General features: G+C 60.3%; 19 protein-coding genes and 1 other RNA gene. 9 read left to right on the top strand and 11 right to left on the bottom strand.

Annotation, left to right across the window (positions count from 1 at the left end; all coding sequences use genetic code 11):
• Positions 1-217 precede the first annotated feature (217 nt).
• From rho to FPT15_RS01805, 4 genes are all read left to right on the top strand, one after another.
• On the top strand, positions 218-1,477 hold the full coding sequence (rho, locus tag FPT15_RS01820; RefSeq protein WP_003176825.1) for a transcription termination factor Rho: 1,260 nt from the start codon (positions 218-220) through the stop codon (positions 1,475-1,477).
• A gap of 156 nt (positions 1,478-1,633) precedes the next feature.
• Entirely contained in the window at positions 1,634-3,634 is a 2,001-nt protein-coding gene (locus FPT15_RS01815; RefSeq protein ID WP_145157991.1) for an acyltransferase family protein, read from the top strand.
• 62 nt (positions 3,635-3,696) lie between these two features.
• Positions 3,697-5,163, top strand: coding sequence for a 4-hydroxy-3-polyprenylbenzoate decarboxylase (gene ubiD, locus FPT15_RS01810; RefSeq protein WP_145157988.1), 1,467 nt, complete (start codon positions 3,697-3,699; stop codon positions 5,161-5,163).
• On the top strand, positions 5,163-6,131 hold the full coding sequence (locus FPT15_RS01805) for a CDP-6-deoxy-delta-3,4-glucoseen reductase (RefSeq protein WP_145157985.1): 969 nt from the start codon (positions 5,163-5,165) through the stop codon (positions 6,129-6,131). The genes ubiD and FPT15_RS01805 overlap by 1 nt, the downstream gene beginning before the upstream one ends.
• Here the strand turns inward: FPT15_RS01805 and FPT15_RS01800 are convergent.
• On the bottom strand, positions 6,128-6,610 hold the full coding sequence (locus tag FPT15_RS01800; protein WP_145157982.1) for a sn-glycerol-3-phosphate transporter: 483 nt from the start codon (positions 6,608-6,610) through the stop codon (positions 6,128-6,130). The genes FPT15_RS01805 and FPT15_RS01800 overlap by 4 nt on opposite strands.
• 322 nt (positions 6,611-6,932) lie before the next feature.
• On the opposite strand from FPT15_RS01800, the gene FPT15_RS01795 reads away from it, so the two are divergent.
• Entirely contained in the window at positions 6,933-9,320 is a 2,388-nt protein-coding gene (locus tag FPT15_RS01795; protein WP_145157979.1) for a TonB-dependent siderophore receptor, read from the top strand.
• A gap of 40 nt (positions 9,321-9,360) precedes the next feature.
• Positions 9,361-10,014 (top strand): gamma-glutamylcyclotransferase, encoded by a 654-nt coding sequence (locus tag FPT15_RS01790; RefSeq protein ID WP_145157976.1) that lies wholly within the window; start codon positions 9,361-9,363, stop codon positions 10,012-10,014.
• On the opposite strand, the gene glpT is transcribed toward FPT15_RS01790, so the two are convergent.
• Together glpT and FPT15_RS01780 are read right to left on the bottom strand one after the other, a co-directional pair.
• Complete coding sequence (glpT, locus tag FPT15_RS01785; protein ID WP_145157973.1) at positions 10,011-11,348, bottom strand: glycerol-3-phosphate transporter; 1,338 nt, start codon at positions 11,346-11,348, stop codon at positions 10,011-10,013. The genes FPT15_RS01790 and glpT overlap by 4 nt on opposite strands.
• A gap of 293 nt (positions 11,349-11,641) precedes the next feature.
• On the bottom strand, positions 11,642-12,619 hold the full coding sequence (locus FPT15_RS01780) for an NADPH:quinone oxidoreductase family protein (RefSeq protein ID WP_145157970.1): 978 nt from the start codon (positions 12,617-12,619) through the stop codon (positions 11,642-11,644).
• 150 nt (positions 12,620-12,769) lie between these two features.
• Between FPT15_RS01780 and FPT15_RS01775 the strand changes: the two genes are divergently transcribed.
• Positions 12,770-13,177 carry a flagellar basal body-associated protein FliL gene (locus FPT15_RS01775; RefSeq protein WP_106575780.1) on the top strand — a complete coding sequence of 136 codons (408 nt, stop codon included), beginning with the start codon at positions 12,770-12,772 and terminating at the stop codon, positions 13,175-13,177.
• Between the two features lie 201 nt (positions 13,178-13,378).
• Here FPT15_RS01775 and FPT15_RS01770 read toward each other — a convergent pair whose 3' ends face one another.
• The 4 genes from FPT15_RS01770 to FPT15_RS01755 all read right to left on the bottom strand — a co-directional run bounded on the left by FPT15_RS01770 (position 13,379) and on the right by FPT15_RS01755 (position 18,767).
• Positions 13,379-14,497, bottom strand: a complete 1,119-nt coding sequence (locus FPT15_RS01770; protein WP_145157967.1) for an ABC transporter permease — start codon at positions 14,495-14,497, stop codon at positions 13,379-13,381.
• Positions 14,497-17,214, bottom strand: coding sequence for a ribosome-associated ATPase/putative transporter RbbA (rbbA, locus tag FPT15_RS01765; protein ID WP_145157964.1), 2,718 nt, complete (start codon positions 17,212-17,214; stop codon positions 14,497-14,499). Before rbbA ends, FPT15_RS01770 begins: the two co-directional genes overlap by 1 nt.
• Complete coding sequence (locus FPT15_RS01760; RefSeq protein ID WP_145157961.1) at positions 17,211-18,176, bottom strand: HlyD family secretion protein; 966 nt, start codon at positions 18,174-18,176, stop codon at positions 17,211-17,213. Before FPT15_RS01760 ends, rbbA begins: the two co-directional genes overlap by 4 nt.
• Positions 18,177-18,317: 141 nt before the next feature.
• A complete protein-coding gene (locus FPT15_RS01755; RefSeq protein WP_145157958.1) occupies positions 18,318-18,767 on the bottom strand; it encodes an EVE domain-containing protein in 450 nt (149 codons plus the stop codon).
• Positions 18,768-18,960: 193 nt separating this feature from the next.
• Here FPT15_RS01755 and FPT15_RS29705 point away from each other — a divergent pair, with 193 nt between their 5' ends.
• Complete coding sequence (locus FPT15_RS29705) at positions 18,961-19,110, top strand: hypothetical protein (RefSeq protein WP_010207387.1); 150 nt, start codon at positions 18,961-18,963, stop codon at positions 19,108-19,110.
• Positions 19,111-19,116: 6 nt separating this feature from the next.
• On the opposite strand, the gene FPT15_RS01750 is transcribed toward FPT15_RS29705, so the two are convergent.
• From FPT15_RS01750 to FPT15_RS01735, 4 genes are all read right to left on the bottom strand, one after another.
• The gene (locus FPT15_RS01750; protein ID WP_145158576.1) at positions 19,117-19,746 is read right to left on the bottom strand and encodes a 5-formyltetrahydrofolate cyclo-ligase; all 630 of its coding nucleotides are present in this window, start codon (positions 19,744-19,746) and stop codon (positions 19,117-19,119) included.
• A gap of 57 nt (positions 19,747-19,803) precedes the next feature.
• Positions 19,804-19,982: non-coding RNA, 6S RNA (gene ssrS, locus FPT15_RS01745), on the bottom strand.
• A gap of 30 nt (positions 19,983-20,012) precedes the next feature.
• On the bottom strand, positions 20,013-20,330 hold the full coding sequence (locus tag FPT15_RS01740; RefSeq protein WP_003213956.1) for a cell division protein ZapA: 318 nt from the start codon (positions 20,328-20,330) through the stop codon (positions 20,013-20,015).
• Positions 20,327-20,536, bottom strand: coding sequence for a TIGR02449 family protein (locus tag FPT15_RS01735; RefSeq protein WP_003177365.1), 210 nt, complete (start codon positions 20,534-20,536; stop codon positions 20,327-20,329). Before FPT15_RS01735 ends, FPT15_RS01740 begins: the two co-directional genes overlap by 4 nt.
• Before the next feature lie 138 nt (positions 20,537-20,674).
• Here FPT15_RS01735 and FPT15_RS01730 point away from each other — a divergent pair, with 138 nt between their 5' ends.
• Positions 20,675-21,232 carry a YecA family protein gene (locus FPT15_RS01730; RefSeq protein WP_106575774.1) on the top strand — a complete coding sequence of 186 codons (558 nt, stop codon included), beginning with the start codon at positions 20,675-20,677 and terminating at the stop codon, positions 21,230-21,232.

Below are 21,232 nucleotides of genomic sequence, written 5' to 3'. Positions count from 1 at the left end.
CCGCAAATTGCGGGGCTTTTTCGTGAAACAGGGCTAGACGCTCCGAAATTCAGGTGGTACATTCGGCCCCGCACTGGTTTCTCCACTGCCCCCTGCAAGCCGTCGCCGACGCATTCCTTTTCGATTAGTACGCGATCCTGTCGCCTTCTCTGCGGCGCGGCCTCATTAAGCCAAAAGCTTAATTTCCCCCCTCCATAAATGATTACGTCATTCCTATATGAATCTGACTGAACTCAAGCAAAAGCCGATTACCGACCTGCTCCAATTGGCCGAAGAAATGGGCATAGAAAATATGGCCCGTTCGCGCAAGCAGGACGTGATTTTCTCCCTGCTCAAAAAGCACGCGAAAAGCGGCGAGGAAATCTCCGGTGATGGCGTGCTGGAGATTCTCCAGGACGGCTTCGGCTTCCTCCGCTCTGCAGACGCTTCCTATCTTGCCGGCCCAGACGACATCTATGTCTCGCCGAGCCAGATCCGTCGCTTCAACTTGCGCACCGGTGACACCATCGTTGGCAAGATCCGCCCTCCTAAGGAAGGCGAGCGTTATTTCGCCCTGCTCAAGGTCGACACGATCAACTTCGACCGTCCCGAGAACGCGAAAAACAAGATTCTCTTCGAGAACCTGACCCCGCTGTTCCCGACTGTGCGCATGAAGATGGAAGCCGGTAACGGTTCCACCGAAGACTTGACCGGTCGTGTCATCGACCTGTGCGCCCCGATCGGTAAAGGCCAGCGCGGTCTGATCGTCGCACCGCCGAAAGCCGGTAAGACCATCATGCTGCAGAACATTGCAGCGAACATCGCTCGTAACAACCCGGAAGTTCACCTGATCGTGTTGCTGATCGATGAGCGTCCGGAAGAAGTAACCGAAATGCAGCGCACTGTGCGCGGCGAAGTGGTTGCCTCCACGTTCGATGAGCCGCCAACCCGCCACGTGCAGGTTGCCGAAATGGTGATCGAGAAGGCCAAGCGCCTGGTCGAACACAAGAAAGACGTGGTGATCCTGCTCGACTCCATCACCCGTCTGGCCCGTGCCTACAACACCGTGATCCCAAGCTCCGGCAAGGTCCTCACCGGTGGTGTCGATGCCCACGCCCTGGAGAAACCAAAGCGTTTCTTCGGTGCTGCGCGGAACATCGAAGAAGGCGGCTCGCTGACCATTATCGCCACCGCGCTGGTTGAAACCGGCTCGAAAATGGACGAAGTGATCTACGAAGAGTTCAAGGGTACCGGCAACATGGAACTGCCTCTTGACCGTCGTATCGCTGAGAAGCGTGTGTTCCCTGCGATCAACATCAACCGCTCCGGCACCCGCCGCGAAGAGTTGCTGACCGCCGACGACGAACTGCAGCGCATGTGGATCCTGCGCAAGCTGCTGCACCCGATGGACGAAGTAGCCGCCATCGAGTTCCTGATCGACAAGCTGAAAACCACCAAGACCAACGACGAGTTCTTCCTGTCGATGAAGCGTAAGTAACACGACGCTCCAGGTCTGAAAAAATGGCGCCCTTCGGGGCGCCTTTTTTTTTGTGTCGAGAAAGGGAGCTTTGCAGGACAATAGTGTCAGTTAAGAAACAAATAGACTGAGTGCGGCTACGCTCATCCCCATTCGAATCAGGCTGACCTACGATTTATGACCGCTCTTGCTTACCGAAGGGACGTTGACGGCCTGCGTGCCATCGCTGTCCTGGCTGTTGTGCTGTTCCATTTTGGAGTTCCAGGCGTCACTGGCGGCTTTGTTGGCGTTGACGTGTTCTTTGTGATTTCAGGGTTCCTGATCACTTCGATCATCTGGCGCGAGCGTGAGGCCGGGCGTTTCAGTTTTCTCGATTTCTGGGCTCGCCGGGCCCGGCGCATCCTGCCGGCACTGGTCGTCATGATGTTCGTGTCATTGGTGGTTGGCTGGTTTTTGATGGCGCCCAAGGACTATTCAGAGCTGGGACGCTCGATTCACAACCAAGTGATCTTCATCTCCAACCTCTTCTTTATGCGTCAGGACGGCTACTTCGATACAGCCTCCGATATGAAGCCGATGCTGCACACGTGGTCGCTTTCGGTTGAAGAGCAGTTCTACATCGGTTTCCCACTCTTGCTGGCGCTGCTGTCGAGCAGGCTCAAGCAATGGCGTGGTGCCTTGTTTGTGCTGATGCTCGCGTCATTTGCTGCCAGCGTATGGGCGGTGTCCCGAGAACCGGACAAGGCCTTTTTCCTGTTACCAATGCGGGCCTGGGAGTTGCTGGCGGGCTCCATGCTGGCCGTTATGCCGGCGCGGGCGCAGCGCGCAAGCCCGATGCTGGCGCAGACCGTCAGCTTGATCGGCCTGGGAATGATTCTGGTGGCGGTATTGGGCTATGACGCCAGCACCGCCTTTCCAGGGGTTGCAGCGCTTTTGCCGGTAGTGGGTGTGGTGGGGCTTATTTGGGCCAACGGCCAGCACAGCACACTGGTAGGCCGGTTGTTGGGCAGCCGTGTGCTGGTAGGCGTGGGGCTGATTTCCTATTCCTGGTACCTGTGGCACTGGCCGGTGCTGGTGTTTGGCAAGTACGCCAGTATTTTCGGCCTGGCGCCTGTGGAGATTGCGGGGCTGTTTTTCCTGAGCCTGTTGCTGGGCTATGGGTCCTGGCGATTCGTTGAGGGGCCCTTTCGCGAGCGGCGTCTGTTGGCGGGCAATCGGGCAATCCTGGCCGCGGGCGTCATGGCGCTCGTCAGCCTCGGCCTGATCGGCAAGAGCCTGGTGTGGTCGGATGGTTTTGCGTGGCGGCTGCCGCCTCAGGCGCTGCAATTTGCCCAGGCGTACACCTGGAGTCCCACGCTTATGAACTGCTTGTCGGACGACAAGAAAAACAAGCACCGTGAGTTGTGCCATTTTGGTCCGCAGGCGGCCACGGTCAAGGCGCTGGTCTGGGGCGACAGCCATGCCTCGGCGTTGATTCCGGCGTTGAGCGATGCATCAAAACAGTACGACTTCAGCATCACCCAGGCGGGCTACGCCGGTTGCCTGCCGTTCTACCGGAAAGAAAACACCCCAGGGTGCGGGGCGTTCAACGAGCGCGTTACGCAGTTGCTCAAGCGCGAGCCCTTCAGTGATGTGGTGCTGGTGGCGCGCTGGAGTCTCTACGTGTATGGACAGCGCTCCGGTGATACCGGTGCGTCGATCCATGACCCGGCGACCGGGAAATATGACCGCGCCGTGGCTGAGCAGCTATTCAGCGACGGTTTGAATACCTTGGTGCAGCAATTACGCGCCGGTGGTCATCGGGTATGGCTGGTCAAGGAAGTGCCGCTGCAGGAATTCAATGTGCCGTACCGGCTTAGCCGTTTGGCCATGTTGGGGCGCCCGACCGACCGCGAAGGCTTGCCCCTGGCTGAACACCAGCAGCGTCAAACCTTTATCAGCAGTGTCTTTGAGCAGATCGCAGCGGCCGATTCAGGTGTTCAACTCCTGGACCCGGCGCCGAAGCTGTGCGACACCAACGGGTGGTGTCGCGTCGAACTCGGCGGCCAGTCTCTGTATACCGATGACAACCACCTCTCAAGCGTGGGCACGCGGTATGTGGAAGGGTTCCTGGAGCCGTTCTTCCGCACCCTGCGCCAGGCCTCGGTGCGAACAGATGTAAGCCGCAATGATGTGTAATAAGCTGCCAGCGCTCGTAAGAGCAGGTAGGATGTACGCCTATTTTACGGGTGGCATGGTTAATGAAATTCAAGGATCTTCGGGATTTCGTGCAGCAGCTTGAGCAGCGCGGAGAGTTGAAACGTATCCAGATGCCGATTTCCCCGGTGCTGGAAATGACTGAGATTTGCGACCGTACCCTGCGTAACAAGGGCCCGGCGCTGCTGTTCGAAAACCCGACCGGCTTTGATATCCCGGTGCTCGGCAACCTGTTCGGCACGCCCGACCGTGTTGCTTTTGGCATGGGCGCCGAGTCGGTCAGCGAGCTGCGCGAGATCGGCAAGCTGCTGGCCTTCCTCAAGGAGCCCGAGCCACCCAAGGGCCTCAAGGATGCCTGGTCGAAGCTGCCGATCTTCCGCAAGATCATCGCCATGGCGCCCAAGGTGGTCAAAGACGCCGTGTGCCAGGAAGTGGTCATCGAAGGCGATGACGTCGACCTCGGCATGCTGCCCGTGCAGACCTGCTGGCCCGGCGACGTCGGCCCGCTGATCACCTGGGGCCTGACCGTCACCAAAGGCCCGAACAAAGACCGCCAGAACCTGGGCATCTACCGTCAGCAAGTGATCGGCCGCAACAAGGTGATCATGCGCTGGCTGAGCCACCGTGGCGGCGCACTGGACTTTCGTGAGTGGTGCGAAAAACACCCCGGCAAGCCGTTCCCGGTTTCCGTGGCCCTGGGCGCTGACCCGGCGACCATTCTCGGCGCCGTCACGCCGGTGCCCGACAGCCTGTCCGAATACGCGTTCGCCGGCCTGCTGCGCGGCAACCGTACCGAACTGGTGAAGTGCCGCGGCAACGACCTGCAAGTGCCGGCCACCGCCGAAATCATCCTTGAAGGCGTGATTCATCCAGGCGAAATGGCCGATGAAGGCCCTTACGGCGACCATACCGGCTACTACAACGAAGTCGACAGCTTCCCGGTGTTCACCGTCGAGCGCATTACCCACCGCATCAAACCGATCTACCACAGCACCTATACCGGCCGGCCGCCGGATGAGCCGGCCATTCTGGGCGTTGCGCTCAACGAAGTGTTTGTGCCGATCCTGCAGAAGCAATTCCCGGAAATCACCGACTTCTACCTGCCGCCGGAAGGCTGCTCGTACCGCATGGCCATCGTGACGATGAAGAAGTCGTACCCGGGCCACGCCAAGCGGGTAATGCTCGGCGTGTGGTCGTTTTTGCGACAGTTCATGTACACCAAGTTCGTTATTGTCACCGACGACGACATCAATGCGCGGGACTGGAACGACGTGATCTGGGCCATCACCACGCGCATGGACCCCAAGCGCGACACGGTGATGATCGACAACACGCCGATCGACTACCTCGACTTCGCATCACCAGTGTCAGGCCTGGGCTCGAAAATGGGCCTGGATGCCACCCACAAATGGCCGGGTGAAACGACGCGCGAATGGGGCCGGGTAATTGTCAAGGATGACGCCGTGACTGCGCGTGTCGATGCAATCTGGAAAGAATTGGGAATAGATTGATGCGTGTAACCCTGCAACCTTCCGGCGCTGTACTGGAACTGGTCCCTGGCGAGCGGATCCTCGAAGGTGCACGCCGCCTGGGCTACGAGTGCCCGCAGGCCTGTCGCAATGGCGTGTGCCATGTGTGCGCGGCGCTGCTGGTGGAAGGGCGGGTGCAGCAAGCCGGCGAGGTGCGCGACCATGGTGAGTTCTTCACCTGCATCGCCGAGCCGCTGGAAGATTGCGTTGTGTTGTGGGATGGCGTGCTGGCGCCGGGAGAGTTGCCGTTGCGCAAGTTGTCGTGCCAATTGAGTGAGTGCGTGGAAGTCGGTGGCGATGTATGGCGCGTGCGCCTGCGGGCTCCGGCCGGCAAGCCGGTGCGTTACCACGCCGGGCAATACCTGATGATCGAGCGGGAGAATGGCGAGAAATCGGCGTTTTCTTTGGCCTCGGCGCCCCATGCCGGGCGTGAGCTGGAATTGCATGTGCTGGCCCGTGAGGACAGCGCGCGTAACCTGCTCGAACAGTTGCAGCGTAATCAGATGGCTCGCATCGAGTTGCCGTTTGGCGACACTCACCTGGCTGAACTGCCGGACGGGCCGCTGGTACTGATCGCCGCCGGCACCGGCATGGCGCAGATGCACAGCCTGATCGAGCATTGCCGCGCCTCTGGCTTCAAGCACCCGGTGCACCTGTACTGGGGAGTGCGTCGCCCGGAAGACTTCTACGAAATCGAGCACTGGGACCAGTGGCTGAAACTGCCCAACCTGTTCCTGCACAAAGTGGTCAGCGACCTCTGTGGTTGGGAAGGCCGTTGCGGGCTCCTGCATGAAGCGGTGTGTGAAGACATCAGCGACCTTAAGGCCGTGCATGTCTACGCCAGTGGCTCGCCGGCGATGATCTACGGCACGCTGGATGCGCTGGTTGAAGCGGGTATGGATGCGCACCAGATGCGCGCCGATGTGTTCGCCTACGCACCGCGCCCTTAAAAGCGCAGGCCGGTGGTGACCATCGCGGCATTAAAGCCCAGTAACACCAGCTCTGCTGCTACCGGCCCATAGTGGGCCCCCACGGACGGGATGATCACCGGCGCAACGCCGAAACGGTTCAACGGGATCTTGTCGCGGTACTCGCCGCGATAGCCCTGCAATAACCCGCCCGTGAGTTTCACATACACCGGATAGTCGGCCATGTCATAGCGCTTGCCTGCATAGGCGTAGTAAGAGCGTTGGCTGAACGAATTGCGAAATGTCGCCGCGCCATACACAAAACCTGACGCTTCATTGCGCTCCAGGCCGATCAGGTCCTGGTTGTTGTTGTGCTTTGGGTCGGGCGCGAAATGCCGGGTGTAGACGCTGGTCTGCGCGTACCAGAACCCCTTGTTGTCATCAGCCGGCGGTACTTCGGCCGCCAGTGCGGTGGTGGCCTGGGCCAGGAACAACAGGCTGGACAATCGAAACTTCTTCATGGGTGCGACCTCGATAGGCGGTTGGACGGCTAAGTGGGTCGTGCTGTGCGCTATTTTGAGGCTTTGGCGCGTTGTCAGGCTGAACCGCGGCTGAAATTACCGGGATTGCCGGCCCCAATCCTGATGAACAGGTGCGGCGCTTATGCTTTTACTTATGCTTTAAAGGTATTTAATTTGTTACATAAATATCATTAGGCTATATCTCAACGGACTACCGACTATCTGCCAATAACCAATAACTGACCGCCACCGCCCGCCAGCCGGATCGATCGTAGGAACTCAGAGCATTGACGTTCTGAAGTTTGATTCTGAGGGGAGCGGTATGGGGAGCTACAAGAAGCACGCGCTGTACACAGCAATTTTGTCGGCCAATTTGCTGACTGCTGTGGGATTCAATCCCGTCATGGCCGCGCAGACAGCGGCCATCGATGCACCAAAACTCGACACCGTCATCGTTACCGGCACTCGCGCCCAAGAGCGCACGGCCAGTGCTTCGCTGTCGCCCATTGATGTGATTTCCGGCGATACCCTGCGCAGCACCGGCCCCGATGAGCTGGGCGCAGTGTTATCGCGCCTGATTCCGTCGATCAATTTCCCGCGTCCGAGCCTGGTGGACGGCGCCGAACTGGTGCGCCCTGCGCAACTGCGCGGGCTGTCGCCGGATCAGGTGCTGGTGCTGGTCAATGGCAAGCGCCGCCACACCAGCGCCTTCGTCAACCTTGGCGGGGCGGTGGGGCGTGGCTCGGCCCCGGCGGATTTGAATGCGATACCGTTGTCGGCAGTCGACCACATCGAAGTGCTGCGTGACGGCGCGTCAGCGCGTTATGGCTCTGACGCGATCGCCGGCGTGATCAACGTGATCCTCAAGCACGACGACCACGGCGGTTCGATCTCGACCAAGTTCGGCGAGTACAAAAAGGGTGATGGCATCCAGCGCAATGTCAGCGGCAATACCGGGTTTGCCTTGGGCGACAACGGCTTTATCAATGTCTCGGGCGAAGGTGCCGACAACGATTACACCAACCGCGCCGGCGACGACTTCCGCCCTGGCAGCATCGGTTCCACCACGTATGGGCAGCGTGTGTTCCGTCAGGGCGAACCGGCCACCAATGAAGGCAAATTCCAGTTCAACTCGGAATATTCCTTCAACGATGCAGCCCAGTTCTACACCTTCGGCGGCTACAGCAAGCGTCGCGGCGAGACGGCGGCGTTCTACCGGGCAAGCAATGCGTCCAATAACATCCCGGCGCTGAACCCTAATGGTTATCTGCCGTTGATCAAAGGCAACCTGGAAGACACCTCATTGGTCGTCGGCCTGCGCGGCTTGCTGGCTTACGACTGGCATTACGACCTGTCGGCAAACTACGGCAAGAACCAGTACGCGCTGAGCACCGAAACCATCAACACCTCACTGGGCCTGGCCACGCCGCGCAAGTTCGATAACGGCACCTTGAGCAATGACCAGAAGCAAGTCAGCCTGGACCTGTCGCGCGAATTCGACGTGGGCTTTCTGCCTTATCCGGTGTCGGTGGCGTTTGGCGGCGAGTACCTGCGCCAGGGCTATGAAATCGAAGCCGGAGAGCCTGCGTCCTACTATCAAAGCGGCAGCTCGGGCCTGGGTGGTTTCCGTGATGCCGACGCCGGCAGCAGCGCGCGGCATAGCTGGGCCCAGTATCTGGACCTGGAAACCAACTTCACCGAAAAGCTCAGCGCCTCGGCCGCGGTGCGTCATGAGGACTACAGCGACTTTGGTTCCAACGTCAGCGGTTCGCTGTCGGCCCGTTATGATTTCACCCCGCAAGTGGCCTTGCGTGGCAGCGTCTCGAATGGTTTTCGCGCGCCTTCCCTGGCCCAGCAGAACTTTGCCTACACCTCGTCCCAGTTGATCGGTAACACCATTCAGGAAGCCGGCACGTTCCCGGCCAACAGTCAGGTGGCCCGGCTGCTCGGCGCTGAAGACCTGAAAGCCGAGAAGTCGCGCAACTACAGCCTTGGCCTGGTGCTGGAACCTGCCGATGACTTGACCGTGACGCTCGACGTGTACCGGATCGACATCCGTGATCGCATCAGCCTGTCCTCCAACCTCAATCTCAACCCGGCCACCATCGCCTACCTGCAAGCCAATGGGGTTGGCAACATCAACTACACCAGCGCCCGTTACTTCACCAACGCCACCGACACCAGCACCGACGGCGTCGATCTGGTCGCCAACTATCGCTTCCAGTTCGATAACGGCATCCGCTGGAACAGCACCGTGGGCTACAACTACAACCACACCAAAGTGACCGACGTGAAGCCTAACCCGGCGATTCTGGACAGCCTGGGCGCCAACCTGGTGCGGGTGGACCGTCGTGAGCGCATCGGTCTGTTCGGCGACACCACGCCTGAGCACAAACTGAGCCTGGGTAACGATTTCACCTATGGCCATTGGGCGCTGCACAGCAACCTGGTTCGCTACGGTGAATTCACCAGTTATCAGGCGGACAAGATCAACGACCAGACCTTCAAGGCCGCCTGGGTGTTGGACCTGTCGGCGGACTACAAGCTCAAGAACTGGACCTTCACCCTGGGCGGCGACAACGTCACCGATAAATACCCGGAAAAGGTCAACGCTTACGCCAGCAGTGGCGGCAACCTCGCCTATAGCACTTTTTCGCCGTACGGTTACAGCGGCGCGTTTTATTACGGTAAAGTTGCTTACAACTGGTAACAGCTTATTTGAGTGATAAAGGAGACCTAAGCGATCCGCCATGACCGTTATTGAAACCGATCTTTTGCAATTGGCTTATCCTCCGCGGCTCGATCTGGGGCCGCAACTGACTCACGAGCAATTAATGAGTTCGATGCAGGCCACCATGGCCAAGCACAAGGGTGGGCCGGTCTGGCTGTTCGCTTATGGTTCGCTGATCTGGCGTCCCGAATGCTCGTCGACCCAGCGCATGCGCGCGCGGGTTCACGGCTATCACCGGGGCTTGTACCTGTGGTCGCACGAGCATCGGGGTACGCCGGAGTTGCCAGGGTTGGTGTTCGGTCTGGATCGCGGCGGCTCATGCAGCGGGTTTGCCTACCGTTTGCCGGAGGATCAGCTGGAGGCCTCGCTTTACGCCTTGTGGCAACGCGAGATGCCTTACCCTTCGTACCGGCCGCACTGGCTCAGCTGCCGTCTGGAAGATGGCAGTCAGGTACAAGCGTTGGGGTTTGTGTTGGAGCGGCATTTGCCCAGCTACGCCGGCAACTTGCCCGATATCGTGCTCAATCACGTGCTGCAAAGCGCTTGCGGGCGTTACGGCACCACGCGCGATTATGTCGAGCAGACCGTTAACGCCCTGCGTAGCCACGCCATGCCAGATAAAAATCTGGAGGCGCGGCTCAAGCGTTGTGCAAAGGATTGCTCAGGCGATTAACGCGCTGCGCTGACGCTGTTGGTGTGCCACAGCGTTGGGATCAGGAATGCAATCGCCAACAGGCACGCGCCCACCAGCAACACAAAACCACCGTCCCAGCCGAAATGGTCCACGGTGTAGCCCATGGCCGCACTCGCTGCCACTGAACCGCCCAGGTAACCAAACAAGCCCGTGAAACCCGCAGCGGTGCCCGCGGCTTTTTTCGGCGCCAGTTCCAGCGCCTGCAGGCCGATCAGCATCACCGGGCCGTAAATCAGGAAGCCGATGGAGAACAGCGCGATCATGTCGATCATCGGGTTGCCTGGCGGGTTGAGCCAGTAAACCAGGGTCGCCACGGTGACCAACGCCATGAACACGATGCCGGTCAGGCCGCGGTTGCCACGGAAGATCTTGTCCGACATCCAGCCGCACAGCAGCGTGCCCGGAATACCCGCCCACTCATAGAAGAAGTACGCCCACGAGGTTTTATCCACGTCGAAGTGCTTGGCTTCCTTGAGGTACGTCGGCGCCCAGTCCAATACGCCGTAGCGCAGCAGGTAGACGAAGACGTTGGCGAAGGCGATGTACCACAGCATTTTGTTGCGCAGCACGTACTTGACGAAGATTTCCTTGGCGCTGAATTCGTCTTCGTGGCTGGCGTCGTAGCCTTCCGGGTAGTCGTTCTTGTATTCCTCGATTGGCGGCAGGCCGACCGATTGCGGGGTGTCACGCATGGTGATGAAGGCAAACGCCGCCACCAGCAACGCCACGGTCGCCGGCACATAGAACGCCGCGTGCCAGTCGTTGAACCAGGCCATGCCGAGCAGGAACAGCGGGCCGATCAGGCCACCGCCGACGTTGTGCGCCACGTTCCAGACCGACACCACGCCGCCGCGTTCTTTCTGCGACCACCAGTGCACCATGGTGCGTCCGCTCGGCGGCCAGCCCATGCCCTGGGCCCAGCCGTTGATGAACAGCAAAATGAACATCATGGTCACGCTGGACGTTGCCCAAGGCGCGAAACCGAAAATGAACATCACCCCGGCCGATATCAGCAGGCCGAAGGGCAGGAAATAGCGCGGGTTGGAGCGGTCGGACACCAGGCCCATGAGGAACTTGGACAAGCCGTAGGCAATCGCAATCGCCGACATCGCCAGGCCCAGCTCACCACGGGTGTAACCCTCGTCGATCAAGTACGGCATGGCCAGCGAGAAGTTTTTGCGCAGCAGGTAGTAACCGGCGTAACCAAAGAAAATACCGGCGAAGATCTGCCAGCGCAGGCGTCGGTAGGTACTGTCTATTTTTTCTTCAGGCAGAGGCGCCTGGTGTGCGGCAGGACGAAAGAAAGCAAACATTCAAGAGCTCCAAATTTCTTGTTTTGACTGCGGATGCGAATGTTACAGTTTCGTTACCGAAAATAGCATCGCCTCTTATCCGCAAACACAGGAAATCGGAGTGATTGCATGTTCTCTTATGAACATGTCGCTAATAGGCAAGTGTGGGTCGTGATTGCGTTCTTCAGGACGATGGGAATCCAAATGTGGGAGCGGGCTTGCTCGCGAAAGCGCTGGGTCAGTCAGAACATTTGTCGCTGATAGACCGCTTTCGCGAGCAAGCCCGCTCCCACATTGACCGCGTTTCAGATCAATCAGCGGGTCTGAACGACGACCTTGCCCACCGCTTTGCGCTGCCCCAGATCATTGATCGCCTGGGCAGCCTGCTCCAGCGGATACACCTGCGACACCAGCGGCTTCAACTTGCCCTCGGCGTACCAGGTGAACAGTTGCTGGAAATTCGCCGCATTGTCCTGCGGCTGGCGCTGGGCAAACGAACCCCAGAACACCCCGACCACCGACGCACCTTTGAGCAGCGCCAGGTTCACCGGCAGCTCGGGAATACGCCCGCTGGCAAAACCCACCACCAGCAAGCGGCCGTTCCAGGCGATTCCACGAACGGCCTGGTCAAACAGATCGCCGCCCACCGGGTCGTAGATCACATCGACACCGTTGCCGTCGGTCAGGCGCTTGATCTCATCCTTGAGGCTGGCTTCGCTGTAGTTGATCAACTCGTCTGCACCGGCTGCCTTGGCCACGGCGAGTTTGTCGGCGCTGCTGGCGGCGGCGATCACACGGGCACCCATGGCCTTGCCGATTTCCACGGCGGCCAGGCCCACGCCGCCAGAGGCGCCGAGCACCAGCAGGGTTTCGCCGGGCTGCAGGTTGGCCCGTTGTTTCAAGGCATGCATCGACGTGCCGTAGGTCATGCTGAATGCGGCGGCGACGTTGAAATCCATGCTCGGCGGGATCGGCAGCACGTTGTAGCCGGGGACCACGACCTGTTCGGCAAAGCTGCCCCAGCCGGTCAGCGCCATGACCCGGTCGCCGACTTTCAAATGGCTGACCTTCTCGCCCACTTCACTGATCACGCCCGCCGCTTCGCCACCCGGCGAGAACGGGAAGGGCGGCTTGAACTGGTATTTGCCCTCGATGATCAAGGTGTCCGGGAAATTCACCCCGGCCGCGTGCACGTCCAGCAGGATTTCGTTCTTCTTGATCGCCGGGCTTGCGATCTCTTCCAGCACCAGGGTTTCGGCGGGGCCGAAGGCTTTGCACAGCACAGCTTTCATCGGACTATTCCTTTTGGCGTCATGGCCGATAAGTGTAGGAGGGTACGCCCGTGGGTCAACGAGCATGCCCAGGCCTGATAAGTCGCCATAAGCTTGTGCTCAGCCTTGCTAGCGTTATGCTACCCGGCAACCGAATTTGAGGAATGAACTGTGAAAGCGTGGATCCTGTTGATGCTTGCCCTGACCTTGCCGATGGCAGCCCAGGCCGAAGAAGCGAAAGAAGGCGAGGCACCGAAGGTCAGCTATATCAGCCTGACGCCGCCGTTCGTGGGCAACTATGGCCTGGACGGCTCCGCAAAACTTAAGGTGTTCAAGGCCGACATCGCGCTGCGCGTGACCGGGCCTGAAGCCGCCGCTGCGGTCAAAGCCAACGATGCGTTAATCCGTAACCAGTTGGTGGCGTTGTTTACTCAGCAGACCAATGAGGCCATGAGCACCGTTGAGGGCAAAGAAAAGCTGCGCCAGGAAGCTCTCAAGCAAACCCAGCAAGTGATGAACGACGAGACCGGCAAGCCGGTGGTGGAAGACCTTTTGTTCAACAACCTGATCATCCAGTAACGGTTCCATGTGGCGAGCGGGCGTGTCGTGGCGAGCGGGCTTGCCCCGCGTTGGGTGGCGAAGCCGCCCCAATACCATACGCCGCGGTACACCTGAAACAATGTGGTGTATCTGGGGGATGGGGCTGCTGCGCAGCCCAACGCGGGGCAAGCCCGCTCGCCACAACAAGCCCGCTTGCCACACAAAGCCCGCTCGCCACAATTAAGAGGCCAGGCTTTTTCTGAACCGAGCCAGTGCCACTGCAAAAAACACTAACCCAATCCCCGCCAGCGCCAGCACATCTGGCCACACCACGCTCACGCCTGCGTCCCTGAACAGAATCGCCGCGCTCAAACTCACAAAGTGTGTCGACGGCGATCCCTGCATCACCCATTGCAACCACTCGGGCATGCTGTCCAACGGCGTACTGCCGCCCGACAGCAACAGCATCGGGATGATCACCGGAATCGCCAGCAGCCCGAACTGCGGCGTCGAGCGGGCGAGCGTGGCGAGGAATATCCCCAACGCGGTGCTCGCAAACAAATACAGCGCCGTCACAAACAGAAACAGGCTCAAGGAGCCGGCCAACGGCACGCCGAGCAGGCCTTTGACCACCAGCTCCAGCGACAGCCACGTGCACAGCACCACCACCAGCATGTTGCTCCAGATTTTTGCCAGCATGATTTCCAGCGCGGTCAGCGGCAGCACCAGCAAATGGTCGAGGGTGCCGTGCTCGCGTTCGCGCAGCAGCGCGGTGCCGGTCAGCACAATCGCGAGGATGGTGATGTTGTTGACGATCTGGATCACCGCCAGAAACCAGCCGCCTTCCAGGTTGGTATTGAACAGCGCGCGTGTGGTCAGCAGCGCAGGCGCCTTTTGGCTGGCGTCGGTTTGGCCGCTGTAGTTGAGCAATTCGCGCTGGAAAATCCTGCCGATGTAACCTGCGCCCATAAACGCCTGGCTCATCGCCGTGGCATCCACGTTGACCTGTACACCCGGCTGGCGCCCGGCCAGCAGGTCGGCCTGGAAATTGGCCGGCACGTTGATCACGAACGTGTACTCGCCGCTGTCCATGACCCTGTCCAGTTGGTCGTAGGCCAGCGGTGCAGGCGGCTGGAATTCGGGCGGTTGCAACGCCTCGGCCATTTGCCGCGAGAGCGCGCTGTGGTCTTCATCAACGAAGGCCACACTGGCGTTGTGCACGCCAATCACCGAACCGGCGGCGGGCATGTAGATCGCGACTGTGAAGGCGTAGGCCAGAAACAGCAGCAATACGCTGTCATGGCGCAGGCTGGTCAATTCCTTGAAGCCCAGGCGCAGGATATGAGCGAGCTTGTGCATCAGGCCTCCTGCTTCTTGAGCATGATCAGGCTCAGGCCGGTGAACCCGACGAAAAACCCGAACAGCGCCAGGCATTGCGGCCACAACTGGCGCAGGTCGAGGGCCTTGGTGAAGGTGCCCACGGCGATATCCAGAAAGTGCCCGGCGGGAAACAGCATGCCCATCAGCGCGGCGGCGCCTTCCAGGGATGAGCGCGGCACGATCAGCCCGGAGAACTGGATGGTCGGCAGGCTGGTGATGATCATGGTGCCCAGGATTGCTGCGATCTGCGTACGTGTGAATGCCGAAATCAGCAAGCCCATGCTGGTGGTGGCCAACACATACAGCAGGCCGCCGAATGCCAGCGCCAGGCCGCTGCCCTTGAATGGCACGCCGAACAACCAACGGTTCATGGCCACCAGCAACGCCAGGTTGACCAGGCTCACGGCCAGGTACGGCGCTTGTTTGCCCAGCAAAAATTCCAGGCGGGTCAGGGGCGTGGCATAGAAGTTGGTGATCGAGCCCAGCTCCTTTTCGCGCACGATGCCCAGCGCGGTGAGCATCGCCGGGATAAACGCCAGGATCAGCGCCATCACGCCGGGGCCGATGGCATTCACGCTGACCACGTCCTGGTTGTAGCGAAAGCGCGTTTCCAGCTTGGCGGCAGCTTGAGTGCTGCGGGGCAGGCTGCTCAGTTCGGCGAGTTGCTGAAGGTTGCCTTGATGGACGGCTTCCACATAGTTACGGCTGGTTTCCGCGCGAAACGGCATGCCGCCGTCGATCCATGCGGCCACGGTGGGTTGGCGGCCGGCGTACAGGTCGCGGCCAAAACCCGGCGGGATTTCCAGGGCCAATTTGATTTCCGAGCGTTGCAGGCGCCGGTGCAGTTCGCTCGCATCGCGAATCGGCGCCTGCTCGGCGAAGTAGCGCGAACTGCGGAAGGCTTCGAGGTAGGCGCGGCTTTGCGGGGTCTGGTCCTGGTCGTAGACGGCGAAGGCGAGGTTTTCCACGTCCAGGGAAATGCCGTAGCCGAAGATCACCATCATGAACATCGCCCCGAGCAGGGCAAAGGCCATGCGCACTTTGTCGCGCAGCAGCTCCTTGCCTTCGCGGCTGGCCACGGCCAGCAGCCGAGAAAGACTGAAACCACGTTTGCTCACGGGCGGCGCACTGGTTTCGCTGACGGTGCTGCTCGGTGCTGCGGGTTCGGGAGCGCCTTGAGCTTGCTCCAGGCAGGTGACGAACGCGGCTTCCAGGGTGTCGCCGTGAAATTGCTGTTGCAGGGCGTCGGGTGTGTCGCACGCCAGCACTTTACCCGCGTGCATCAGTGAGATGCGGTCGCAGCGCTGGGCTTCGTTCATGAAATGGGTGGACAGGAAGATCGTCACGCTTTGTTCGCGGGACAGTTCGATCAGCAGCCGCCAGAAGTCATCCCGCGCCGCCGGGTCGACGCCCGAGGTGGGCTCATCGAGGATCAGCACTTCCGGGCGATGCAGCACCGCCACGGCCAATGACAGGCGCTGGCGCAGGCCAAGGGGCAATTCGCCGGAAGGCTGCTCGGCCACCTCGCCGAGGTCGAAGCGCTGAATCAACTCATCGATACGCGGGCCGCTGTCGGCCTTGGGCAAATCGAACAGCTGCGCGTGCAACATCAGGTTCTGGCGCACGCTGAGTTCGCCGTACAGCGAGAAACTTTGCGACATGAACCCAACGCGCTTGCGGGTCGCCAGGTCCTTGGCGTTCACCGGGTTGCCGAGCAGCGTGGCACTGCCCTCGGTGGCCGGCATCAGCCCGGTGAGGACCTTCATCGTGGTGGTTTTGCCGCAGCCGTTGGAACCGAGAAAGCCGAAAATCTCACCGCGGCCAATGGCGAAACTGACCTTGTTTACCGCCGTGAAATCACCAAAGCGCAGGGTCAGCTCGTGGGCTTCGATGGCGATATCGGTGTTGGCGCTTTCGCGCGGCGGGATCACCAACGGCTGATTGTTGTGGGCGCTGTCGCCCTGGAAATGGGTAAAGGCTTCATCGAGTTTGCCGCTGGGTGTCGCGGCTGCCAGTTCGCGGCTCAGGCCATCGGCGATGAGTTTGCCGCGATCGAGCATCAGGCAATGTTCGAACTGCTCGGCTTCTTCCATGTAGGCCGTTGCCACTAGCAGCGTCAGTTGCGGGCGCTCGCGGCGTACGCTGTCGACCAGTTCCCAAAAGCGTCGGCGCGACAGCGGGTCGACGCCGGTGGTGGGCTCGTCGAGGATCAACAGGTCCGGGTCGTGGATCAGTGCACAGCACAGGCCGAGTTTCTGCTTCATGCCGCCGGACAACTTGCCGGCCGGGCGCTCGGCGAAGCGTGCAAGGTCGGTGGCCAGCAGCAGGTTGTGCATGCGCTGTTCGCAATCGGCTTTCGACAGACCGAACAGTGTGGCGAAGAAGCGGATGTTCTCGCTGATGGACAATTCCGGATACAGGTTGCCGCCCAGGCCTTGGGGCATGAAGGCAATACGCGGGTACAGGCTGTTGCGGTGGCGGCGATCCTCGATGGAGCCGCCGAGCACTTCCAGCTGGCCGTCTTGAAGTTTTTTAACCCCGGCGATCAACCCCAGCAAGCTCGATTTGCCCGCGCCATCCGGACCGATCAACCCGCAGCGCGTGCCGGCGGGCAGGCTGAAGGCAATGTCGATCAGTGCCTGTTGCTTGCCGTAGCGATGGTTGATGCCCGTGGCGTGCAGCGCCAGGCCGGTCATTGCAGGTTGGCCGGCCAGTCGATATCTGCCGTGCGCACGTAGCCGGCGCCGGGCATGCCCGGTTTGGCTTGCGGTACGGCACTGGGTTGGGTCAGACGCAGCTTGACGCGAAACACCAGCTTCTGGCGTTCGTCGCGGGTCTCCACTTCCTTGGGCGTGAACTGCGATTTAGCCGCGACAAAGCTGATTTTGGCCGGCAGCGGTTGTTGGGGCAGGGCGTCGAGCAGGATGCGCGCGTCACTGCCGACGGTCAGGCGACCGGTGACGGAGGCGGGCAGGTAGAGGTTCATGTACTGGTCATTCGGATCAATCAGCAGCAACACGCGACCGCCGGCGCCGAGCACTTCACCTGGCTCGGCCAGGCGCAATTGGATAATGCCGTCGATGGGCGCGCGCAGGCTGCTGTCGTCGATTTCGCTGGTGAGCTGCGCAACCTGGGCCTGTGCGGCGCCGATGGCAGCCTTCACCGAGTTGACCTGGGCTTGCGCGGCGATCACCGCGGCATTACCGGTGTTCTGGCGTGCTTGCTGTTGGTCAATCAACTGGCTGCTGGCGAAGCCGCGCTTGTACAGCTCCTGGGTGCGCTTGAGTTCCTGATTGGCCAGCAACTGCTCGCTTTGGCGCAACTGCACATTGGCCTCGGCGGCGGCGAAGTTTTCCCTGGCGCGCAGCACTTCGGCTTCGGCCTGGGCACGCTGGGCTTCGAGGGTGCGGGTGTCCATGCGCGCAAGCAATTGGCCCTTGAGCACCTTGTCGCCTTCATCCACGCGCACTTCGGCCAGGCGCCCGGGGATCTTCGCGGCGATCTGTACTTCGGTGGATTCCAGGCGGCCATTGCCCGTGCTCAAGCCTTCGGGCAGGCGGTCCTGGGTTGATCGCCAGTAACCGAAACCGCCTGCGCCCAGTAACAGCACGATCAGGGCGACGGCGAAAAGGCGCGACATATGATGGTTCGTAGACATGGCTGCATCCTGCGGCATTAGCATCCTAGTTTGACCGATAGCGCCGGAGCGGCCGTTGATACCGGTCAAATGAAGCGCAAGCCTAACCCGCATGGCACGCAGATGCATGCGCCAGAAGTGTGACCGCAGGGTTCTGCCCTTTCAGCGCAGTGCCAGCACCGCCGCCCACTGCTCGGCGGTCACCGGCATCACCGACAGTCGGCTGCCTTTTTGCACCAAAGGCAATTCGGCGAGGGCGCTTTGTTGTTTCAGATAGCCCAGGCCCAGCACCTTTGCGAAGGTCTCGATGTGGGCCACGTTGATTGCACTCCACGGGTTTTTCTCCGGGCTGGCCTTGGCGTCGAAATAGTGGCTTTGCGGCTCCAGCGCTGTCGGGTCCGGGTAGGCTGCCTCGACGATCTTGCCGATGCCGGCAATGCCGGGCTCAGGGCAGCTGGAGTGGTAAAAGAAAAACTCGTCACCGACGGCCATGGCGCGCAGGAAATTGCGTGCCTGGTAATTGCGCACGCCGTCCCAGCGAGCTTCGCCGAGCGTTTCCAGGCCCTTGATGGACAGTTCGTCGGGCTCGGATTTCATCAGCCAGTAGGCCATTGTTGGGCTCCTGAAAAGGTATTGGGAAAGTTGTCGGGCAATTCCATGACAAACCGACAGTCGGTTGGCGCCAAGGTTTGCGTGTTGGTTCACGTTAACGCAGAATGCGCGCTTTTAAGCTTGGCGCAGCTGCAACGGACTACTTTGGAACGTTGTTGTCATCGTGTACGAGGTGCCTGAAGGGGGGCAATCGATGCAACGTAAACCGGATTTACTATGGATTTTGGTTATTTTGTTTGGTCTGGGCGTCGTGACCACCGGGTATGCCCAGAGCTTGTGGTCGAACAAGACCGATGCGCCGGTTGAGCTGGCTCAGCAGCAGCCGCAACCGTTCAAACGTTAATACCCTTCAAGGCGTCGCTGGTTCCAGCGACGTTTGTGCGACATACCACTGCTTATCCGTGACGGTGCCCGCCAGCGGCACATCCCAGCTTGCCTGCGCCAGGCGCTCGACTTTCTGACATTCATGGGCCAGCCCCAGCAGCGCCGGCGCGCGCCAACTCTGGCGCCTGGCGAGGTAGGCCAGGCTGCGGTCGTAAAACCCACCGCCCATGCCCAGACGCCCACCCACATCATCGAACCCCACCAGCGGCAACAACACCAGGTCGAGTGCCCAGACGCGGCGCTGGCGATTGGCATTCACTTGCGGCTCCAGGATACGAAAACGGTTAGGCGACAACTTATCCCCAGGCCGCACGCGCTGGAACACCATCTTGGTTCGCGGCCAGGCACTGAGCACTGGCAGGTAAGTGGCTTTGCCCCGGCGCTGAGCGGCGCGCAGCAGCAGGCGCGGATCGATTTCACCGTCCGTCGGTAGATATAAGGAAATATGTTTGGCCCGGCGAAACAGCGGGTGCTGTGCCAGTTGCCGATACAGGCCAAGGGCGGCCTTGCGCTGCTCGCTCGGCGTCAGTTCGCGGCGGGCTTTGCGCAACATGCGTCGAAGTTGCGGACGGGAAAGCGGCGCAGGTTCGGTCATGGTTTTTCGGCTCATAAAACAATGCCAGTCCGAGGACTGGCATTGAGTTTGGAATTCAGGCTCCCCGACAGAGCCGCTGTCGACTTAGCCCTTGAACCCGAAAGTTCAAGGTGGAAGATGCAGTAGGCTTTAAGGCTTTCCGTCTAGCGGACATGCACACCAGCCCAACGTGCAACTTCCAGGGTAGTGCGAATCGGCTCAGGGACATCGCCGACTGGCAAACACGCCAGGGAGTGGGGCGAGTATACCTTAAACAGACTCGGCAATCAGCCCTTGGGTGGCTCTGGATCGGTAGAAAGTACCAGATCAACCCGTTCCAGCAGGTCGCGCACTTGCTCGCGCGTCGAGCCACTTGCCTGCACGTCAGGCCGTTCCTGCTTATGCAGCAAATCGTGGGTAATGTTCAGCGCGGCCATCACGGCGATACGATCGGCGCCGATGACTTTGCCGCTGCTGCGGATTTCACGCATCTTGCCATCCAGGTAGCGGGCAGCGCTCACCAGGTTGCTGCGTTCTTCCTGGGGGCAGATGATCGAATATTCTTTGTCGAGGATCTGCACGGTAACGCTATTGCTTGAACTCATGAGTCTTGCTCCAGGGCCTTCAGGCGCGAAATCATCGATTCGACCTTACGCCGGGCGATTTCGTTTTTTTCAATGAGGTGAGCGCGTTCCTCGCGCCAGGTCTTTTCCTGAGCTAATAGGAGTCCGTTTTGACTCTTAAGTTGCTCGACCCGATCAATTAGCAATTCGAGTCTGGCCATCAGCGCTTGCAGGTCGGTGTCTTCCATTGGGTTCCACTGGATTTGTCTGATGAATGGCAACTGCAGGATAAACGATCTGACGCCCTCGATAGTCTTGGTACGTCTGCCGGTGCTAGGATACAGCGCTTCATTCTAGACATTGCGCCGTCTGGCGCCTAGCTCACCATGCCTATTCAGAACTCCCCGTACGACGCTTTTTCCAAACTGCTGAGCACCAGCGGTCATCCTTGCTCGCCTGCCGAACTGCACGGCGTACTGTTGGGCCGCAGCTGCACCGGTGTTGGCTTTGATGCCGACAATTGGCTGGCTGATGTGGCCGAGCTGCTGGAAACCGAGCCGACCGAGAACGTGCGTAACGCGCTGATCGGCCTGCAAGAGATGGTCAAAGGCGAGCTGACCGGTGATGACGTCACCGTGGTCCTGCTGCTGCCGACCGACGACGCGCCGCTGACCGAGCGCGCCGCTGCGCTGGGCCAATGGTGCCAGGGTTTCCTCCACGGTTTCGGCGTGAACGCCGGCGGCCTGGAACTGAGCACCGACGCCAAGGAAGTGCTGCAGGACCTGGCGGCCATTTCCCAGGTGCAAGACGCCCTGGAAGAGTCCGAAGACGGCGAAGGCGATTACATGGAAGTCATGGAATACCTGCGCGTCGCGCCGCTGCTGCTGTTCACCGAGACCAAGAAAGCCGCTGAGCCAGCCGCACCCAAGCCGTCGCTGCACTAA

This window comes from Pseudomonas sp. RGB (assembly GCF_007713445.1).
Taxonomy (GTDB): Bacteria; Pseudomonadota; Gammaproteobacteria; order Pseudomonadales; family Pseudomonadaceae; genus Aquipseudomonas.
Note: the sequence above shows the minus strand (reverse complement) of the source record. Positions and strands in the feature narration are given on the sequence as shown.